The following is a 17,246-nucleotide window of genomic DNA, read 5'->3' as shown; positions in this document are numbered from 1 at the left end:
GTCAGCGGGTTTCGTTGAACAGCTCACGCCCGATCAGCATGCGGCGGATTTCGCTGGTCCCGGCGCCGATCTCGTAGAGCTTGGCGTCGCGCAGCAGTCGTCCGGCGGGGAATTCGTTGATGTAGCCGTTGCCGCCGAGAATCTGGATGGTGTCCAGGGCAAATTGCGTGGCGCGCTCGGCGGCGTAGAGGATCACCCCGGCGGCGTCCTTGCGCGTGGTCTCGCCGCGCTCGCAGGCCTGGGCCACCGCATACAGGTAGGCGCGGCTGGCGTTGAGCTGGGTGTACATGTCGGCAACCTTGCCCTGGATCAGCTGGAACTCGCCGATGCTCTGGCCGAATTGTTTGCGGTCGTGAATGTAAGGCAGGACGACGTCCATGCACGCCTGCATGATCCCGACCGGCCCGCCCGAGAGCACGACGCGCTCGTAATCCAGGCCGCTCATCAGCACCTTCACGCCGCCGTTGAGCGCGCCGAGCAGGTTTTCTTCCGGCACTTCGACGTCATCGAAGAACAGCTCGCAGGTATTGGAGCCGCGCATGCCGAGCTTGTCGAACTTGTTGCCTCGGGAGAAGCCGTGCCAGTCGCGTTCGACGATGAACGCGCTGATGCCGTGGGCGCCTTTTTCCAGGTCGGTCTTGGCGTAGATCACGTAAGTGTTGGCGTCAGGGCCGTTGGTGATCCAGGTCTTGCTGCCGTTGAGCACGAAGCGGTCGCCCCGACGGTCGGCGCGCAGCTTCATCGAGACCACGTCGGAGCCGGCGTCGGGTTCGCTCATCGCCAGGGCGCCCACGTGCTCGCCGCTGATCAGCTTGGGCAGGTAGCGGGCTTTCTGTTCGGGGGTGCCGTTGCGGTTGATCTGGTTGACGCAGAGATTGGAATGGGCGCCGTAGGACAGTGCCGCTGAGGCAGAACCCCGGCTGATTTCTTCCATGGCGATGACATGGGCCAGGTAGCCCAGGCCTGCGCCGCCGTACTGCTCATCGACGGTGATGCCCAGCAGGCCCATGTCGCCGAACTTGCGCCACATGTCGGCGGGAAAGAGGTTGTCTTTGTCGATCTGTGCGGCACGCGGGGCAAGCTCGGCGGCCACGAAGGCGCGCACCTGGTCGCGCAGCATGTCGAGGGTTTCGCCGAGGCCGAAATTGAGCGTGGGGTAATTCATGGACTGCATCCCGTGTTGTTATTGGAGGGCTGACAGGGGGAAAAGAAACTGCGTCACCTTTACGTTAACGTAAGCCTGCAGTCGTGGTGATGTCAACGACGATGAAGTGCTATCGCTGGGGATAATCGGGAGGGGAGGTTTACGAATGACGAATAGCACGAAGGGGAGCCTGGGCTCCCCTTCAAGTTCGATTGCATGCTCGTTTTTATTAGTAAGTGGCCTGTTGTTGTTTTTGGCAGCCAGCTTCTTTTGCTTTTCTGAGCGACCCCCAAGCGGGGGCCAAGAGCAAACGTATTTTTTTGAGCGCTGATCCGCTTCGATCTTTCGATCCGACTCGTCTGGTAGCTGCCTGAACGCAGTTTTATTGTTCTCAGTCCGGTCGTGAGGCCAAGGCCTCAAGTAGAGCGATCCACTCCAAAAAAATCAGTTAGCTGCGTCTCTGTCCGTGTTGTTCTTGTTATGTCAGAGCCGATACATCTTGTTTTTATTGGGTGATTGAATTTGTTATTTTTGTTGTACGTAAGACATAGCAGAAGCCATGCCAACTTTTCAGAGTTCCCGGTTTGCGGGGCTTTGCGGATTTCACCGGCCTGGATTCACTGCTGAATCTGTCGCCAGGTGTTTCCGTGTTACCCGTTTCCCTGAACGCGATGGCGGGCAGGGTAACACTGTGTGACAAGTTGTCGCACATCAGGCCGACAGACGTGCCTTCGCCACCCGTGACCCATTTGCCCGACCGAGGGTGTCGCTGATGCGCTGACCGGCTGCAATCAGCTTGTCCAGATCGATACCCGTCTCAATGCCGAGGCCGTTCAGCAGGTAAACCACGTCCTCGCTGGCCACGTTGCCGGTCGCGCCTTTGGCGTAGGGGCACCCGCCGAGGCCGGCCACGGAGCTGTCGAACACGTGAATGCCTTCCAGCAGGCTGGCGTAGAGGTTGGCCAGCGCCTGGCCGTAGGTGTCGTGGAAATGCCCGGCCAGCTTGCCCCGGGGGATTTGTCCGGCGACCACGTCGAACAGCGTGCGGGTGGCGCCCGGCGTGCCAGTGCCGATGGTGTCGCCCAGGGACACCTCGTAGCAGCCCATGGCGAACAGCTCGTTGGCGACTGACGACACTTGCTTCGGTGAAATGTCACCTTCATAGGGGCAACCCAGTACGCACGACACGTAGCCGCGAACGCTGATGCCGTGCAGGCGCGCGGCTTCCATGATCGGCACAAACCGGTCCAGGCTCTCGCTGATCGAGCAGTTGATGTTGCGCTGGGAGAACGATTCCGAGGCGGCGGCGAATACCGCGACCTCTTTCACGCCCGCTGCCAGCGCGTCTTCGAATCCGCGCAGGTTGGGTGCCAGCGCGGCGTAGGTCACGCCTTCCTTCGGCTGGATGCCGGCGAACAGTTCAGCGGAGCCGGCCATCTGCGGCACCCATTTCGGCGACACGAAACTGCCCGCTTCGATATAGCTGACGCCCGCGTCGGCGAGGTCGTGCACCAGTTGCAGCTTGTCGCTGACGCTGACCGGGCGGGATTCGTTCTGCAGGCCATCCCGAGGGCCGACTTCAACCAGACGCACACGTTGAGGGAGAGACATAGCGGCATCGTTCCTGAAAGATTTGGCTTTAAGTTGTTCTTCTATGCAACTGAATCAGCTGGATATTTCCAGTGCGGCCTTGCAGCGTTCTTCTGCTGTGTCGAGTTCCAGTTGCATGTGTTGAATGTCCAGAAGCTGCTGATCCAGTTGCGCGCGACGCTCGGCGATTTTTTCCAGCATGGTGCTCAATTGTTTGTGGTTGCCGCCGTCGGGGTCGTACAGACCGATGAGGTCGCGGCATTCGGCGAGAGAGAAGCCGATGCGCTTGCCGCGCAGAATGAGTTTGAGGGTGACCTTGTCACGGGCCGAATATACCCGCTCCATCCCCCGGCGTTCGGGGCTGAGCATGCCTTGTTCTTCGTAGAAACGGATGGTGCGGGTGGTGATGTCCAGCTCGCGGGCGAGGTCGGAAATGCTGTAGGTGGTGGCGGTCATGGCAGTGCTCGATACGGAAGGCCTGGGCGTAACGTAAGTGGGGCTTTACGTTAACGTCAAGGGTGTTATCAAACACTGGACAGCTTTTGCCAATCGTAGGATGGCGTTTTGAATGTAGGACCGGCTTCAGCCGGGAAAGGGCTAGCAGCGACACCGCAAAATGGATGGTGTTCATACGGGCCTCTTCCCGGCTAAAGCCGGTCCTACATTGACTGCAGGCGCCGCTGAACCTTCACTTCACTGCTTCAAGGGTCTTGCCCAATTTACGTTCCTGGGCGGTAACGAGTTGGCAGAGCTCGATGATCTGCTCACGCATCCATCGGTTGGCGGGGTCCTGATCGGTGCTTTCGTGCCAGTAGAGGTGGGTTTCGACGGTCGGCACGTCGTTGACCGGCAGGTACACGAAATGCAGGTCATTGCGCCGGGCGAAGCGCTCGGGAACGGTCATCACCATGTCGGTTTGCTGCAACACCTGCGAGGCCATCAGGTAATGCTGCGAACGCAACGCCACCTTGCGCTGAATACCCATTTTTCCGAGCGCCAGATCCACATAACCCAAGCCACTGCGCCGGCTGGAAATATGGATGTGCGCGACGCCGAGGTAGTCATCCAGGCTGATGGCCTCCTTGTTCGCCAGCGGGTGGCCCCGGCGCATGGCGCACACATAGCGGTCTTCCATCAGCTTGACGTGGCGCACCTGGGGGTCGGTATTCAGCGGCGCGTCGACGGCGAAATCCAGTCGGCCCGCCGCGAGTTCCTTGGTCGTCTCCCGGCGCTTGGACAGAAAGCTTTCGATGGTCACGGCGGGCGCCAGGCGCCGCAGCCGCTGGAACAGTGCCGGCAGAATCACCGCTTCGGTGAGGTCGGTCATGCTGATGCGGTAATTCTTGTTGGCCTGCAGCGGATTGAAAATCCGGCTCTCCTGCACCGACACCCGCAGCAGCGACAGGGCGTTGCGCACCGGGCCGATGATGTTCTGCGCCATCGGGGTGGGCACCATGCCCTGGGCGGTGCGCACGAACAGTGGATCGTTGAAGGTTTCGCGAAGGCGCGACAGGGCGTTGGACACCGCAGGCTGGGTGATGCCGACGATCTGACCGGCGCGGGTCAGATTGGCTTCGGTGTAGATGGCGTCAAACACAATAAAGAGATTGAGATCGACCTTGCTCAGGTTCATTGCTGTGCGCCTCGTGCAGTTCTTGTTGTTTGGAATGCGCCGAATCATATATCGGTTATGAATGTTTATACACGCCGAGAATAGGTTAGATAAATGGGGGGCGCTGATCTAGCATCGGCTCACGACCTGACAACACCTCATAGAAGGCAGCCGCCCCATGGATTTCGCTTACTCCCCCAAGGTTCAGGCACTGCGCGAGCGCGTGACGGCCTTCATGGACACTCACGTGTACCCCGCCGAGCCCGTGTTCGAGCGCCAAGTGGCTGAAGGCGACCGCTGGCAGCCGACGGCGATCATGGAGGCGCTCAAGGCGAAGGCAAAGGCCGAGGGGCTGTGGAACCTGTTCCTGCCGGAATCCGAATGCGGGGCAGGGCTGTCGAATCTCGAGTACGCGCCGCTGGCGGAGATCATGGGCCGCTCGCTGCTCGGCCCGGAGCCGTTCAACTGTTCGGCGCCGGACACCGGCAACATGGAGGTGCTGGTGCGCTACGCCAGTGAGGCGCAGAAGGAACGGTGGCTGGAACCTTTGCTGCGCGGCGAGATTCGCTCGGCGTTTGCGATGACCGAACCCGATGTGGCGTCCTCGGATGCCACCAATATGGCCGCGACCGCAGTGCGTGATGGCGATGAGTGGGTCATCAACGGCCGCAAATGGTGGACCTCCGGCGCCTGCGACCCGCGCTGTAAGATCATGGTGTTCATGGGCCTGAGCAACCCGGACGGCCCGCGTCATCAGCAGCATTCGATGATCCTGGTGCCGACTGACACGCCAGGGGTAAAAATCCTGCGGCCGCTGCCGGTGTTCGGCTACGACGATGCGCCCCACGGTCACGCCGAAGTGCTGTTCGAAAACGTGCGCGTGCCGTACGAAAATGTCCTGCTGGGTGAAGGACGTGGTTTCGAGATCGCCCAGGGTCGCCTCGGCCCGGGCAGGATTCACCACTGCATGCGTTCGGTCGGCATGGCGGAGCGCGCGCTGGAACTGATGTGCAAACGCTCGGTGCAGCGCACTGCGTTTGGCCGACCGTTGGCGCGACTGGGGGGCAATATCGACAAGATCGCCGACTCGCGCATGGAAATCGACATGGCCCGCCTGTTGACCCTGAAAGCCGCCTACATGATGGACACCGTAGGCAACAAGGTGGCGAAGAGCGAGATCGCGCAGATAAAAGTGGTCGCGCCGAACGTCGCTCTGCGGGTGATCGACCGGGCGATCCAGATGCATGGCGGTGCGGGGGTGTCCGGCGATTTCCCGCTGGCCTACATGTACGCCATGCAGCGCACCCTGCGCCTGGCCGACGGCCCGGACGAAGTCCACCGCGCGGCGATCGGCAAATTCGAGATTGGCAAGTACGTGCCCAAGGAGATGATGCGCAGCGAACATCGGTGACCGACCACGACGTCGCCGGTAAGCCGTACAGTGCTGGCGGGCTTGAACCGCATCACTCCACCCACACCTCCACCCGGCGGTTCTTGATCCGGCCTTCATCGCCGTCATTGGTCGCCACCGGCATTTCGTCGCCGAAGCCGCGCACTTCACGCAGCACCACCTGATGTTTCAGCAACTCCCGGCGCACTGCCATCGCGCGCAGTCTGGACAGCAACTGCGCCCGCGCCGGGTCGCTCTTGGCATCGCCAAATCCCACCAGCGTGACCTTCTGATCCAGCTTGTCATGGGCCTTCAGATAGTCGACCACGCGCTTGAGATCGAGCATGGCCTTGGTGTCGAGGGTCGCGCTGCCCTGGGCGAAACGGAAATTCACCGACAGCCGCTCGGCCTCCCGCGCCAGATTTTGATACGCCAGCGGCATCTGCGTCGTCGCCCGCACTTTTACCGCCTGCACCGTCTGCGCCACAAACCCGTTTTGCGCCACGATGGACTGTCCCTGCGGACTCTGGGCGAACCGCACCAGCGCCTTGGCCCAGCGCTGTTTCGCCTCAGGCGGCAGGTAGAAATACAGGCGGCGTGACAGCGGATAGTCTTCGGTGGCGATCAGGCTGACCGTGGGCAGCATCGGTTTGGACTCGCCATCGATGATCGCCACGGCCTTGGCCTGCCGGACGTAGGGCAGGCCGATGAAACCGATGCCCTGGCGGTCCTGGCTGACCTGATCGGACAATTCCTCGCTGGACTCGAACCGCCGGGCCTCCTTCGACAACGTCTTGCCGGACTTGGCCAGCACCAGCTCGTTGAAGGTGTCGAAGGTGCCCGACTGCTGATCCCGCGCATATAAATGAATGGCCCCGGCAGTGCCGCCCAATTGCTCCCAGTCGCGGACCTCCCCGGCAAAGATTTTCGCCAGTTGCACTGTGCTCAGCTCCCGCAGCGGGTTGCCGGGATGGAGAATCACCGCAACGCCGTCGATGGCGATGACCTGCTCGGCCTGATGGCTGCGCAAGTCGCCCAAGGCTGCCAGCTCCATGGCTTCACTGTTTTTGATGGGGCGCGAGGAGGCTGCTACATCTGCCAAGCCGTCCTTCAGGGCCACGAAACCTGTGCTCGATCCGTGTGCCGCAATGTCGATGCTGACATTCTGGCCGGACGGCAACTGGGCGGTGATACGCCGCTCGTTGGGGTGCGCGCCCGCTTGTTCCTGAATGGACTGTGCGCCTTGCTGCGCCAGCAGGCCTTTGACCAGCGCCGGCCCCAGTTGCGCGCCAATCGTGTTCGAGCCCTGAATGCGCAAGGCCGGCGAGCCGTCACTGGGCGCGGGCAGGGCAGCGGCGTGGGTATCTACCGAAAAAGCGAAGAGTGAAGCGAGGAAAATGAAAACACCGGTGCGCAGCATGTGCGGCATCTTTATAGGAGTGGAGGTGGCCGGAGAATAAGACAGGCCAATGACGCGCAGATGACAGCCCGCGGCTTATAGCGCCTCGGACGATGAAGCCGCGGGCAGGGCGCCGCGCGGCTCACCTGTGATGGTTCGGTTATTCCAGCTCAAGCCAGATCGGCGCGTGGTCGGAAGGCTTGTCCATCGACCGCAAATGGTAGTCCACGCCCGCCGCCTTGATGCGCGGTTGCAGGCCATGGGACGTGAGGATCAGGTCGATGCGCAGGCCACGCTTGGGCTCGTCTTCAAAGCCGCGGCTGCGATAGTCGAACCAGCTGAACTGATCGACCACTTCCGGGTACAAGTGACGGAAGCTGTCCACCAGGCCCCAGTTCTTCAGCTTGCCGAGCCACTCGCGCTCTTCCGGAAGGAAGCTGCACTTGCCGGTTTTCAACCAGCGCTTGGCGTTGTCGGCGCCAATGCCGATGTCGCTGTCCTCCGGGGAGACGTTGACGTCGCCCATCACCACCAGCGGCTGGTCGTTGCTGAATTTCGTTTCCAGCAGGTTCTGCAGATCTGCATAGAAGCGCAGCTTGGCCGGGAACTTGGTCGGGTGATCACGGCTTTCGCCTTGTGGGAAATAGCCGTTCATGACCGTCACCGGATTGCCGTTGCGATCAGCGAATGTACCCCAGATGAAACGGCGCTGGGCCTCTTCGTCGTCATTGTCGAAGCCCTTGTGGATCGACAGCGCCGGCTGACGCGAGAGCAGGGCGACGCCGTAGTGACCTTTCTGACCGTGGAAGTGCACGTGGTAACCCAGCGCTTCGATATCGGCCTGGGGAAACTGCTCGTCGGACACCTTGGTTTCCTGCAGGCCAATGACGTCGGGCTGATGTTTCTCGATTAACGCCGCCAGTTGATGCGGTCGGGCGCGAAGGCCGTTGATATTAAAAGACACAATTTTCATGGGCGGCGGTCCTGGCAAAAACAAACGGCGATGCTAGCCGACCTGCCCGGCCACGGCCAGCGTCAGAGGCGCTCTGTGCGATGGCGGTTGCGCTGTGTGCATTTCTGATCGGCGGCCACGTCGCGGGAACTGCGCTGGCGGGCGGCGACTCGAAGCCTTGAAGTCAAGCACCCGAGCGGCCGCCCCGGGGCTCATCAAAAGGACGCACACCATGCCTGAACTGCCTAGCGAAACGGCGGAGATCCGTCAGCTCGACAGCGGCTACTCCCGCGAAACCCGCGCGCTGCTGTACCTCGCCTACCGCCAGGAGCCGAGTTTTGCCTACCTCTTCGAATCCGGCCGCTCCGGCTACGACCATCGGGTTAAAGCGACCATCCGGGCGCTGGTCAAACAGCACTATCTGCAGGACCTGCCGGCGTTGGGGCTGTTCGTGGCGGACCGCCTGGTCGGCGTTGCCCTGATTGCGCCTCCGCAGCGGCGGCTGGGGATCACCGAAAGCTGGGCCTGGCGCATTCGCATGTTGATGACCACCGGCCTGCGCTGCACCCAGCGCTATCTGGAGTACTACCACGCCGTGCTGGCCTGCGTGCCTTCGGAAGCGGTGCATGTCCTGCCGTTGTTCGGCGTCCATCCCGACTTCCAGGGGCGGCACTACGGCGAGCGGTTGCTGCTGGCGTTGCATGACTGGTGTGCCCAGGACAGAAATTCCCAGGGCATCGTCCTCGACACCGGCAATGGCGATTATCTGGAGTTCTATAACCGACAGGGTTATGAGGAAATCGGTGAGGTGGCAGTAGGACCTGTCCGCGAACACATCTTTTTCCACCCAAATCCGCAGGTTTCATTGGGTTCTGTGGCCTGAGCCGCGCACGCTTCTCCATTTCCGCGGGTTCCAGCAGCCCGCGTCGCTCGTGTAGCATTCGCGCCTATGAAGTTTCCCCATCGATACACCAGTGGCTTTCTCCTGATGTTGTCCAGTTGCGCGGCGTTTGCCGATGCGCAGCTGGAAGTCCGGGTCAAGCCGTCCAATGCCGCGCTCAAGTCCAACATCGAAGGGTATGTGGGCAGCCTCGGCGAGCGCGACGAGCCAGCGCTCGAACGCTTCAGCGTCGGGGCCGTCGAGCAGGCGCAAAAGGCCGCTCAGGCCCTTGGCTATTATCAGGCGCAGATTGACAGCGAAGTCCGCCACGTCGACAACAACCTGCAACTGCTGTTGAAGGTTCAGGCCGGCGAGCCTGTGCACCTGCGCAACGTTTCCATCCGCGTGACCGGGCAGGCGACCCAGCTTAAAAGCTTCCGGGTGCCGAAGGGTGACGCCCTGAAGCCCGGCGCGGTGCTCAACCATGGTGTCTACGAGGACGCCAAGCACCTGATTGAAACCCAGGCGGCGCGCTACGGCTTCTTCAAGGGCCGGTTCGTGACCCAGCGCCTTTCCGTCGACCCGCGCGCCGGTGTCGCCGACATCGAACTGGTCTACGACAGCGGGCCGCGTTTCTCCCTTGGCAAAGTGACCTTCAGCGGCGACGCGCCATTCGATGAAGACTTGCTGCGGCGCATGGTGCCGTTCAAACAAGACACGCCCTACGACTCCGAACTGATCGCCGAACTCAATCAGGCCATGCAGTCGAGCGGCTATTTCGAAGGCGTTCGGGTCAACGCATCGCCCACCGATGCCCAGGCCCAGGTCATTCCGGTCGACGTGCAGTTGCAGACCCGCAAGCCGCGGACCATGGGGCTCGGGGTCGGCTATTCGACCGACGTCGGCCCACGGGTAAAGGCCAACTGGACGCGCCACTGGGTCAATCCCCAGGGCCACAGTTATGGCGCCGAGGCGGAAATCTCCGCCCCTCGGCAGAACGTCGGCCTGTTCTACGACATTCCGCTGGACCCGCCCCTGACCGACAAATTGCGATTTGCCGGTGGCTATCAATATGAAGAAATCGCCGACACCGACAGCCTCAGCAAACTGCTGACCGTTGGGCCCGAATGGCACAGCAAACTGCCCAGCGGCTGGGAGCGCGTGATATCGCTGAAGTGGCAGCGCGAAGAATACCGGCTGGGCAACGACGAAGGCCTCAGCACCTTGCTCATGCCCGGCGTCAGCTATTCGTACCTGCGCAGCGACAACCGCATCGACCCGCACAACGGCTACCGGCTGCGGTTCGACACCCAGGTCGCCAAGGAAGGGCTGGGTTCTGACGCCAACCTGCTGCACGGCACGGTGATGCTCAAAGGGCTGACCACCGTGGCGCAGAACCACCGCTTCCTCGGGCGTGTGCAGGTTGGGGGCAGCGCCAGCAACGGCTACAAGTCGATCCCGCCATCCCTGCGCTTTTTTGCCGGTGGCGACCAGAGCGTGCGCGGCTATGACTACCAATCGCTGTCCCCGGAGAACTCCGACGGTGACAAGATCGGCGGCCGTTACATGATCGCCGGAAGCGCCGAGTACCAATACTCGATCGCCGAAAAATGGCGGGTGGCGGCGTTCGTCGATCAGGGCAACTCGTTCAATTCACTGGACCTGCCGAGCCTGAAAACCGGCGTCGGCATTGGCGTGCGCTGGGTGTCGCCGGTGGGGCCGCTGCGCCTCGACCTCGCCCACGCGCTGGATGAAGACGGCGGTATTCGTCTGCACTTCTCGATGGGACCTGAACTGTGACGAAGCTGGCTTTGTTGAAACGCACCGCGGCAATCACGGCGATTACGCTGCTGTCGCTGATCATTTTGATGGTGCTGACGGCCACCATCCTCCTCGGTACGCAAAGCGGCAGCCGTTGGGCCCTCGGGTGGGTGCCGGGCCTGACGGTCGAAGGGTTTTCCGGTCGTCTGGGCGGCGCGTGGCAGGCGGATCACCTGGTCTGGCAGCAAGGCCAGAGCAAAGTCGAAGTCGACGCACCGGTTTTCGACTGGTCACCCGCGTGCCTCGCGCGCATGACGCTGTGCATCGACAACCTGCAGACGGGCGACATCAGGCTGCAGTTTCCGCCTTCCAGCGACGAGGCTGCCAGCGGGCCGATCACGCTGCCGGACCTCAAGCTGCCGCTGGCCCTGCAACTGGGGCGCGTGCAGATCGGCAGTCTTCATCTGGACGGCACCGAACAGGTTCGCGACGTGCGGCTGGCGGCGCACTGGACCGCTGAGGGGTTGAAGATCGATTCGCTGCACGCCGGTCGTGATGACATCGCCCTTGATCTGTCGGGCCTGCTCAAACCCGAGGGTAACTGGCCGTTGACCGCCGAAGGACAGCTGAAGCTACCCGACGTCAGTGGTCAGCCGTTGTCACTGGCGCTGAACATTCAAGGGGACCTGCTCAAGACTTTGACCCTCAACGCGCAGAGCAAGGGCTACCTCGACGCCACGCTCGTCGGGCAGTTGCAACCGCTGGTGGAGAACCTGCCGGCGGACATCGCCATCACCAGCGACCACTTCAAGCCAAGTGCTGATCTGCCGGACACGTTGCAGCTCGATCATCTGCTGCTCAACGCCAAGGGCGATCTTGCTCAAGGCTACGCCATCACCGGCAACGCCAGCCTTCCGGCGGAAAAAGGCCCGGTGGCGCTGGCATTACAAGGCCGGGTCGACGCCAAGGGCGCGGACATTACGGCGCTTGATCTGACCGCCAGTGACAACCAGCGCCTCAAGGCGAGCGGCAAACTGGACTGGCAACAGGGCCTGCGCGCCGACGCGAAAATCGACTGGCTCGACTTTCCCTGGCATCGCCTGTACCCGTTGATCGACGAGCCCCAGGTCAGCGTGCATACGTTCACCGGGGAAGTGTCCTACACCGACGGCAAATACCTCGGCCATTTCGCCGGCGACTTCAAGGGCCCGGCGGGTCCATTCACGTTGCAGAGCCCCTTCAGCGGCGATTTGCAGGAGATCTTCCTGCCTCAACTTGAGCTGGCAGCCGGGCAGGGCAAGGCCAGCGGTCACCTGAATCTGCAATTTGCCGACGGCATCGCCTGGGACACGGCACTGGATCTCAGCGCCATCGATCCCGCTTACTGGGTCGCGGAATTGCCGGGCTCCCTGGCGGGTCCGCTGCGCAGCAAGGGTTCAATGCGCAACGAGCAACTCACCCTGAACGCCGATCTGGACCTGAAGGGGCGCCTGCGCGGTCAGCCCGCTGTGCTGCAGGCCAAGGCCGATGGCGCCGACAACAAATGGAACCTCAACGCCCTGGACATCCGCCTGGGCGACAACCGGATTCAGGGCACAGGAAGCCTTCAGCAGAAAATCGCCGGCCAGCTGGACATCAACCTGGCGCGACTGGGTCAGCTATGGCCTGGCCTGCAAGGCCAGATGAAAGGGCGCCTCGACGTCGCCGGTACGGTACAGGCGCCCCAGGGGCAACTGGCCTTGCAAGGCACGCAACTGGCGTTCCAGGCGAACACGCTGCAGAGCTTGACCTTGGCCGCCAGGCTCGACAGCGCCCAGCGCGCCACCCTTGACCTGAAGACCTCCGGCATTCAGGCCGGCGACACGGCGCTGGGCGCGCTGACGGTTAATGGCCAGGGCGACATCAAGCGTCAGCAAGTCAAACTCGATCTCAAAGGGCCGCTGCTCAAACTGGCCCTGGCGCTGGATGGCAATCTGGACAAAGGTAATTGGCGCGGGCGTCTGGCCAGCGGCGACATCCAGAGCGGCGGGCAGGACTGGAAGCTGCAACAGCCGGCCAAGCTGGAGCGTCTGGCCGACGGCAAGGTCAACTTTGGTGCTCATTGCTGGGTGTCGGGGCCTGCGAGCCTGTGCGGCGAAGATCAGCGCCTGATGCCCGAACCGCGCCTGCGCTACCACCTCAAGCGCTTCCCGCTGGAAAGTCTGGCGCAGTGGCTGCCCAAGGATTTCGCCTGGAAGGGCGCGTTGAATGCCGACATCCAGCTGGACGTTCCCGCTGCCGGCCCCAATGGCCAGGTGGTCATCGACGCCAGTGGCGGGACGCTGCGGGTCAAGGACAAGAACCAGTGGCTGGATTTCCCCTACGACACGCTGAAGCTGACCAGCAGCCTGACCCCGAAGAAAGTCGACACCAGCCTCAATTTTCGTGGGGGCAAGCTCGGTGAACTGCTGGCGCGGCTGAGCATCGATCCGATCGCCAGGAACAAGCCCGTGACCGGCGACTTCACCCTCAGCGGCCTGGACGTGTCGGTCGCAAGGCCGTTTGTGCCCATGGTGGAAAAGCTCAACGGCAAGCTCAACGGCAGCGGGCGGATCTCGGGCGGCCTGCTGGCGCCTCAGGTCAACGGCAACGTGACGCTCAACGACGCCGAAGTCTCCGGTCCCGAATTGCCGGTGAGTCTTGAAAAGCTCAATGTGCAGGCCCTGATTGCCGGCGAGCGCGTTGATCTGACCGGCAACTGGCGCAGCGGCACGACGGGTCAAGGCAGCATTGGCGGGCATGTGGCCTGGGCCAATGCGCTGGATGTCGACGTTGACCTGAAGGGCACGCACCTGCCGATCACCGTTGAACCGTACGCCAAGCTGGAAGCGGCGCCGGACCTGAAGATTACCCTGCAGGGCGACAGGCTCGCGGTATCCGGCAAGGTGCTGATCCCGAAAGGCGAGATCACGGTGCGCCAGCTGCCGCCTTCAACGGTGAAAGTCTCTGATGACACCGTGATCGTGGGCCAGCAGACCGAACAGGGCAAAACCCCCTTGGCCATCGCCATGGATGTGAACGTCGAAGTGGGCCAGGAGACCTTGAGTTTCAGCGGCTTCGGTTTGACTGCGAATCTGGTCGGCCACGTGCACATCGGCGACAACATGGACACCCGCGGCGAGCTGAACCTCAACGAAGGCCGCTACCGCGCTTACGGCCAGCGCCTGACCATTCGCAAGGCGCGCCTGCTGTTCGCAGGACCGGTCGACCAGCCGTATCTGGACATCGAAGCCATCCGCCAGACCGACGACGTGATCGCCGGCATTCGCCTGAGCGGCAGCGCCGAACAGCCGACCACCACGGTGTTCTCCGAACCGGCCATGAGTCAGGAGCAGGCGCTCTCGTATCTGGTGCTGGGCCGTCCGCTGAGCACCAAGGGCGAAGACAGCAACATGGTCGCCCAGGCGGCGCTGGCATTGGGCCTGGCGGGCGGTTCGTCGACGGCGGGCAAGCTGGCGTCCGGGCTGGGGATTCAGGATTTCGATCTGGACACCTCGGGCAGCGGCGACAAGACGGCGGTGGTCGCCAGCGGCAAGATCACCGACAAGCTCAGCCTGCGTTACGGCGTGGGGGTGTTCGAGCCGGCCAACACCCTGACCTTGCGCTACCTGCTGAGCAAGAAGGTGTACCTGGAGGTCGCGGGCGGTGTGGCGAGTTCGCTGGACATCTTCTACAAGCGGGACTTCTGACAACCCGGCGAAACGGGGCGGGACAGGGCCTGCTGGCGGCGGAGTGTCGCCGCTAACAGGCCGGGGTTCATCGAAGACGCAGCGATGATTGGAGAGCGTTACCCGCTTACCCGTTGACCAGCTTCATCGCCGCATCGGGATAACGGCCGCCTGCGACAGCGTTAACCGGGAACAGGTCTTTCAGCGCCTGCAACTCTGCTGCGCTGAGGGTCACGTCCAGCGCAGCGACGTTCTCTTCCAGGTATTTGCGCTGCTTGGTGCCGGGAATCGGAATCACGTCATTGCCCTGGGCGAGGACCCAGGCCAGCGCCAATTGGCCAGCGGTGATGCCTTTTTCTCCCGCCAGTTGCTCGACCTTCTTCACCAGCAGCAGGTTTTTCGCGAAGTTCTCGCCCTGGAACCTCGGACTGCTGCGGCGATAGTCATCGGCGGCGAAGTCGTCCGGGCTCTTCAGTGCGCCGGTCAGAAAACCGCGCCCCAACGGGCTGTACGGCACAAACGCAATGCCTAGCCGGCGGCACGTGTCGAGCGCGCCGTTTTCTTCCGGCTCGCGGCTCCACAGTGAATATTCGGTCTGCAGGGCGGCAATGGGATGAACCTTGTTCGCGCGTTCGAGGGTGCTTGCCGACGCCTCGCTCAAGCCGAGAAAGCGCACCTTGCCTGCCTTGACCAGCTCGGCCATGGCGCCAACGGACTCTTCGATCGCCACGCCGGGATCAATGCGGTGCTGGTAATACAGATCCAGGGTGTCGATTTTCAGACGCTGCAACGTGCCATCGATCGCGGCGCGGATGTATTCGGGGCTGCCATTGACCCCGCGCGCGCCGGCGTCGCCTGGCGTACGCACGATGCCGAACTTGCTGGCGATGAACGCCTGATCCCGCTTGCCAGCCAGCGCCTTGCCCAGCAGTTCCTCATTGGTGTGGGGGCCGTACATATCGGCGGTGTCCAGCAGGGTGACGCCCATCTCCAGCGCCCGGTGCAGGGTGGCGATGGCTTCGTCGGCGTTGCCGCCCGTCGTATAGAAGTCGGTCATGCCCATGCAGCCCAGGCCCAGGGCCGAGACATGCGGGCCGTTTTTGCCAAGTTGACGCGTTTGCATGATGGGTGCCTTGTCGATCAAGAGGACCACCATTCTTGCGCCTCGACAGCGTCGGGATAAACCGGCTAAAAGTGCTTTCACTATTGGTGATTTCTAAACAATCTCTCAGCGGAACCGTGACAAGCCATGGATAAATTCAACGCGATGCGGGCCTTCACGCGCATTGTCGAGCTGGGCGGTTTCGCCAGGGCCGCCGACAGCCTGCACATGCCCCGGGCGTCGGTGACCATTCTGATCAAGCAGCTGGAGGCACAGCTTGGCGTGCAATTGTTGATGCGCACCACGCGGCAGGTGACGCCGACGCCGGACGGTCAGGCCTATTACCACCGCTGCGTCAGCGTGCTGAACGAGCTTGAAGCGGCCGAATCGTTGTTCTCTTCGGTGGCCCGGGATCCGGAAGGGGTGTTGCGTGTCGACATGCCGTCGGGCATCGGCCGACTGATCATCATGCCGCTTCTGCCGGAGTTCACCGAGCGTTATCCCCGGCTGGCAATGGAAGTGGGCATGAACGATCGTCCCGTGGACCTTATCCGGGAGGGCTACGACTGCGTGATTCGCGGCGGACAGCCCCTCGATCACTCCCTGGCGGCCCGACCGCTCGCTCACATGCGCCAGGTGGTGTGTGCCAGTCCCGGGTATCTGCAGCGCAGGGGCACGCCGCTCTGCCTGGCCGATCTGCAGCACCACCAGATCATCGAATACTTCTCTTCCACCACCCACAAACGCTATGGGCTTGAGTTCGTCATTGATGGCCGAGTTCAGGCGCCCGACCTGCCCAAGGCCCTGGCGACCAACAGCGCCGATGGCTACCTCGCGGCGTGCAGCGCAGGGTACGGACTGGTGCAGACGCCGTACTACCACGTCGCCGAATCGTTGCGCCGCGGCGAGCTGATCGAAGTGCTGGGCGACATCGAACAACCGCTGTTGCCCCTGACCGCGCTGTACCCGGCACACCGGCAGACGTCGCGGCGGGTGAGGGTATTCGTCGACTGGGCAGTGGACGTCTGCGCCCGCCCGGGGCTGATGGACAAACCGGTAATGCCCCCCGTTTCCTGACAATAAAATCGTTTCTGGCGGTAGGTTGCCACGCTTTTTCATGGTTAACTTCCGCCCTTGAATGCCACTCAAACAAGGACTCAGCTCATGCCACAAGTGACTCGTAGAGGCTCTCCGGTACAGATCAGCGGCGAACTGCCGACCGTCGGCAGCAAGGCGCCGGCCTTCAAACTGGTGGCGGCCGATCTGTCCGACGCAACCCTGGAAACCTTCGCCGGCAAGCGCAAGGTGCTGAACATCTTCCCGAGCGTAGACACCCCGACCTGCGCCACCTCCATCCGCACGTTCAATGCCCAGGCCAACGAGCTGAATAACGCCGTTGTGCTGTGCATCTCCGCTGACCTGCCGTTTGCCCAGGCGCGTTTCTGCGGCGCCGAAGGTCTGGAAAACGTGAAGAACCTGTCGACCATGCGCGGCGCGCAGTTCATGCAGGACTACGGCGTTGCCATCGCCGACGGGCCGATGGTGGGGCTGACCACCCGTGCTGTCGTGGTGCTGGATGAAAACGACACGGTGCTGCACAGCGAACTGGTACCGGAGATCGGCCAGGAGCCGAACTACGACGCGGCGCTGGCCGTATTGAAGTAAGCTGGCAAGCGGCGTATTGCCATCAGTCGGCGGCATTACCCGGC

At 62.5% G+C, this 17,246-nt stretch carries 13 protein-coding genes; 6 read left to right on the top strand and 7 right to left on the bottom strand.

Annotated elements, in window-relative coordinates; all coding sequences use genetic code 11:
- Position 1: 1 nt before the first annotated feature.
- The 4 genes from SLW74_RS22370 to SLW74_RS22355 form a co-directional block, all read right to left on the bottom strand.
- Complete coding sequence (locus SLW74_RS22370; protein ID WP_410930154.1) at positions 2–1,165, bottom strand: isovaleryl-CoA dehydrogenase; 1,164 nt, start codon at positions 1,163–1,165, stop codon at positions 2–4.
- Positions 1,166–1,855: 690 nt separating this feature from the next.
- Positions 1,856–2,755, bottom strand: a complete 900-nt coding sequence (locus SLW74_RS22365; RefSeq protein WP_410930153.1) for a hydroxymethylglutaryl-CoA lyase — start codon at positions 2,753–2,755, stop codon at positions 1,856–1,858.
- 54 nt (positions 2,756–2,809) lie between these two features.
- Positions 2,810–3,190, bottom strand: coding sequence for a MerR family transcriptional regulator (locus tag SLW74_RS22360; protein WP_410930152.1), 381 nt, complete (start codon positions 3,188–3,190; stop codon positions 2,810–2,812).
- A gap of 232 nt (positions 3,191–3,422) precedes the next feature.
- The gene (locus tag SLW74_RS22355; protein WP_369317842.1) at positions 3,423–4,367 is read right to left on the bottom strand and encodes a LysR family transcriptional regulator; all 945 of its coding nucleotides are present in this window, start codon (positions 4,365–4,367) and stop codon (positions 3,423–3,425) included.
- A 157-nt stretch (positions 4,368–4,524) separates the two neighbouring features.
- On the opposite strand from SLW74_RS22355, the gene SLW74_RS22350 reads away from it, so the two are divergent.
- Complete coding sequence (locus SLW74_RS22350) at positions 4,525–5,757, top strand: acyl-CoA dehydrogenase (protein ID WP_369317843.1); 1,233 nt, start codon at positions 4,525–4,527, stop codon at positions 5,755–5,757.
- 52 nt (positions 5,758–5,809) lie between these two features.
- On the opposite strand, the gene SLW74_RS22345 is transcribed toward SLW74_RS22350, so the two are convergent.
- Positions 5,810–7,165, bottom strand: a complete 1,356-nt coding sequence (locus tag SLW74_RS22345; protein ID WP_410930151.1) for a substrate-binding domain-containing protein — start codon at positions 7,163–7,165, stop codon at positions 5,810–5,812.
- Positions 7,166–7,295: 130 nt separating this feature from the next.
- Positions 7,296–8,108, bottom strand: a complete 813-nt coding sequence (gene xthA, locus SLW74_RS22340; protein WP_410930150.1) for an exodeoxyribonuclease III — start codon at positions 8,106–8,108, stop codon at positions 7,296–7,298.
- A gap of 211 nt (positions 8,109–8,319) precedes the next feature.
- On the opposite strand from xthA, the gene SLW74_RS22335 reads away from it, so the two are divergent.
- From SLW74_RS22335 to SLW74_RS22325, 3 genes are all read left to right on the top strand, one after another.
- Positions 8,320–8,970, top strand: coding sequence for a GNAT family N-acetyltransferase (locus SLW74_RS22335; RefSeq protein WP_065990601.1), 651 nt, complete (start codon positions 8,320–8,322; stop codon positions 8,968–8,970).
- A 66-nt stretch (positions 8,971–9,036) separates the two neighbouring features.
- Positions 9,037–10,767 carry an autotransporter assembly complex protein TamA gene (locus SLW74_RS22330; RefSeq protein ID WP_192131762.1) on the top strand — a complete coding sequence of 577 codons (1,731 nt, stop codon included), beginning with the start codon at positions 9,037–9,039 and terminating at the stop codon, positions 10,765–10,767.
- Between the two features lie 68 nt (positions 10,768–10,835).
- On the top strand, positions 10,836–14,456 hold the full coding sequence (locus tag SLW74_RS22325) for a translocation/assembly module TamB domain-containing protein (RefSeq protein ID WP_410930168.1): 3,621 nt from the start codon (positions 10,836–10,838) through the stop codon (positions 14,454–14,456).
- 106 nt (positions 14,457–14,562) lie between these two features.
- Here SLW74_RS22325 and SLW74_RS22320 read toward each other — a convergent pair whose 3' ends face one another.
- The gene (locus SLW74_RS22320; RefSeq protein WP_410930149.1) at positions 14,563–15,558 is read right to left on the bottom strand and encodes an aldo/keto reductase; all 996 of its coding nucleotides are present in this window, start codon (positions 15,556–15,558) and stop codon (positions 14,563–14,565) included.
- 126 nt (positions 15,559–15,684) lie between these two features.
- Between SLW74_RS22320 and SLW74_RS22315 the strand changes: the two genes are divergently transcribed.
- Together SLW74_RS22315 and tpx are read left to right on the top strand one after the other, a co-directional pair.
- Positions 15,685–16,614: a LysR family transcriptional regulator gene (locus SLW74_RS22315; RefSeq protein ID WP_410930148.1), complete on the top strand. Its 930-nt coding sequence runs from the start codon at positions 15,685–15,687 to the stop codon at positions 16,612–16,614.
- 87 nt (positions 16,615–16,701) lie between these two features.
- Positions 16,702–17,202: a thiol peroxidase gene (tpx, locus tag SLW74_RS22310; RefSeq protein ID WP_192131756.1), complete on the top strand. Its 501-nt coding sequence runs from the start codon at positions 16,702–16,704 to the stop codon at positions 17,200–17,202.
- The last annotated feature ends 44 nt before the right edge of the window (positions 17,203–17,246 follow it).

The organism is Pseudomonas sp. W5-36, from assembly GCF_046540455.1.
Lineage (GTDB): Bacteria > Pseudomonadota > Gammaproteobacteria > Pseudomonadales > Pseudomonadaceae > Aquipseudomonas > Aquipseudomonas graminis_B.
This window is presented reverse-complemented; position numbering and strand designations above follow the sequence as displayed.

What these genes read in the sequence shown, in the direction of transcription:
- SLW74_RS22370 (WP_410930154.1), bottom strand. Translation starts at nt 1,165, where the DNA reads ATGAATTACCCCACGCTCAATTTCGGCCTCGGCGAAACCCTCGACATG.
- SLW74_RS22365 (WP_410930153.1), bottom strand. Translation starts at nt 2,755, where the DNA reads ATGTCTCTCCCTCAACGTGTGCGTCTGGTTGAAGTCGGCCCTCGGGAT.
- SLW74_RS22360 (WP_410930152.1), bottom strand. Translation starts at nt 3,190, where the DNA reads ATGACCGCCACCACCTACAGCATTTCCGACCTCGCCCGCGAGCTGGAC.
- SLW74_RS22355 (WP_369317842.1), bottom strand. Translation starts at nt 4,367, where the DNA reads ATGAACCTGAGCAAGGTCGATCTCAATCTCTTTATTGTGTTTGACGCC.
- SLW74_RS22350 (WP_369317843.1), top strand. Translation starts at nt 4,525, where the DNA reads ATGGATTTCGCTTACTCCCCCAAGGTTCAGGCACTGCGCGAGCGCGTG.
- SLW74_RS22345 (WP_410930151.1), bottom strand. Translation starts at nt 7,165, where the DNA reads ATGCCGCACATGCTGCGCACCGGTGTTTTCATTTTCCTCGCTTCACTC.
- xthA (WP_410930150.1), bottom strand. Translation starts at nt 8,108, where the DNA reads ATGAAAATTGTGTCTTTTAATATCAACGGCCTTCGCGCCCGACCGCAT.
- SLW74_RS22335 (WP_065990601.1), top strand. Translation starts at nt 8,320, where the DNA reads ATGCCTGAACTGCCTAGCGAAACGGCGGAGATCCGTCAGCTCGACAGC.
- SLW74_RS22330 (WP_192131762.1), top strand. Translation starts at nt 9,037, where the DNA reads ATGAAGTTTCCCCATCGATACACCAGTGGCTTTCTCCTGATGTTGTCC.
- SLW74_RS22325 (WP_410930168.1), top strand. Translation starts at nt 10,836, where the DNA reads ATGGTGCTGACGGCCACCATCCTCCTCGGTACGCAAAGCGGCAGCCGT.
- SLW74_RS22320 (WP_410930149.1), bottom strand. Translation starts at nt 15,558, where the DNA reads ATGCAAACGCGTCAACTTGGCAAAAACGGCCCGCATGTCTCGGCCCTG.
- SLW74_RS22315 (WP_410930148.1), top strand. Translation starts at nt 15,685, where the DNA reads ATGGATAAATTCAACGCGATGCGGGCCTTCACGCGCATTGTCGAGCTG.
- tpx (WP_192131756.1), top strand. Translation starts at nt 16,702, where the DNA reads ATGCCACAAGTGACTCGTAGAGGCTCTCCGGTACAGATCAGCGGCGAA.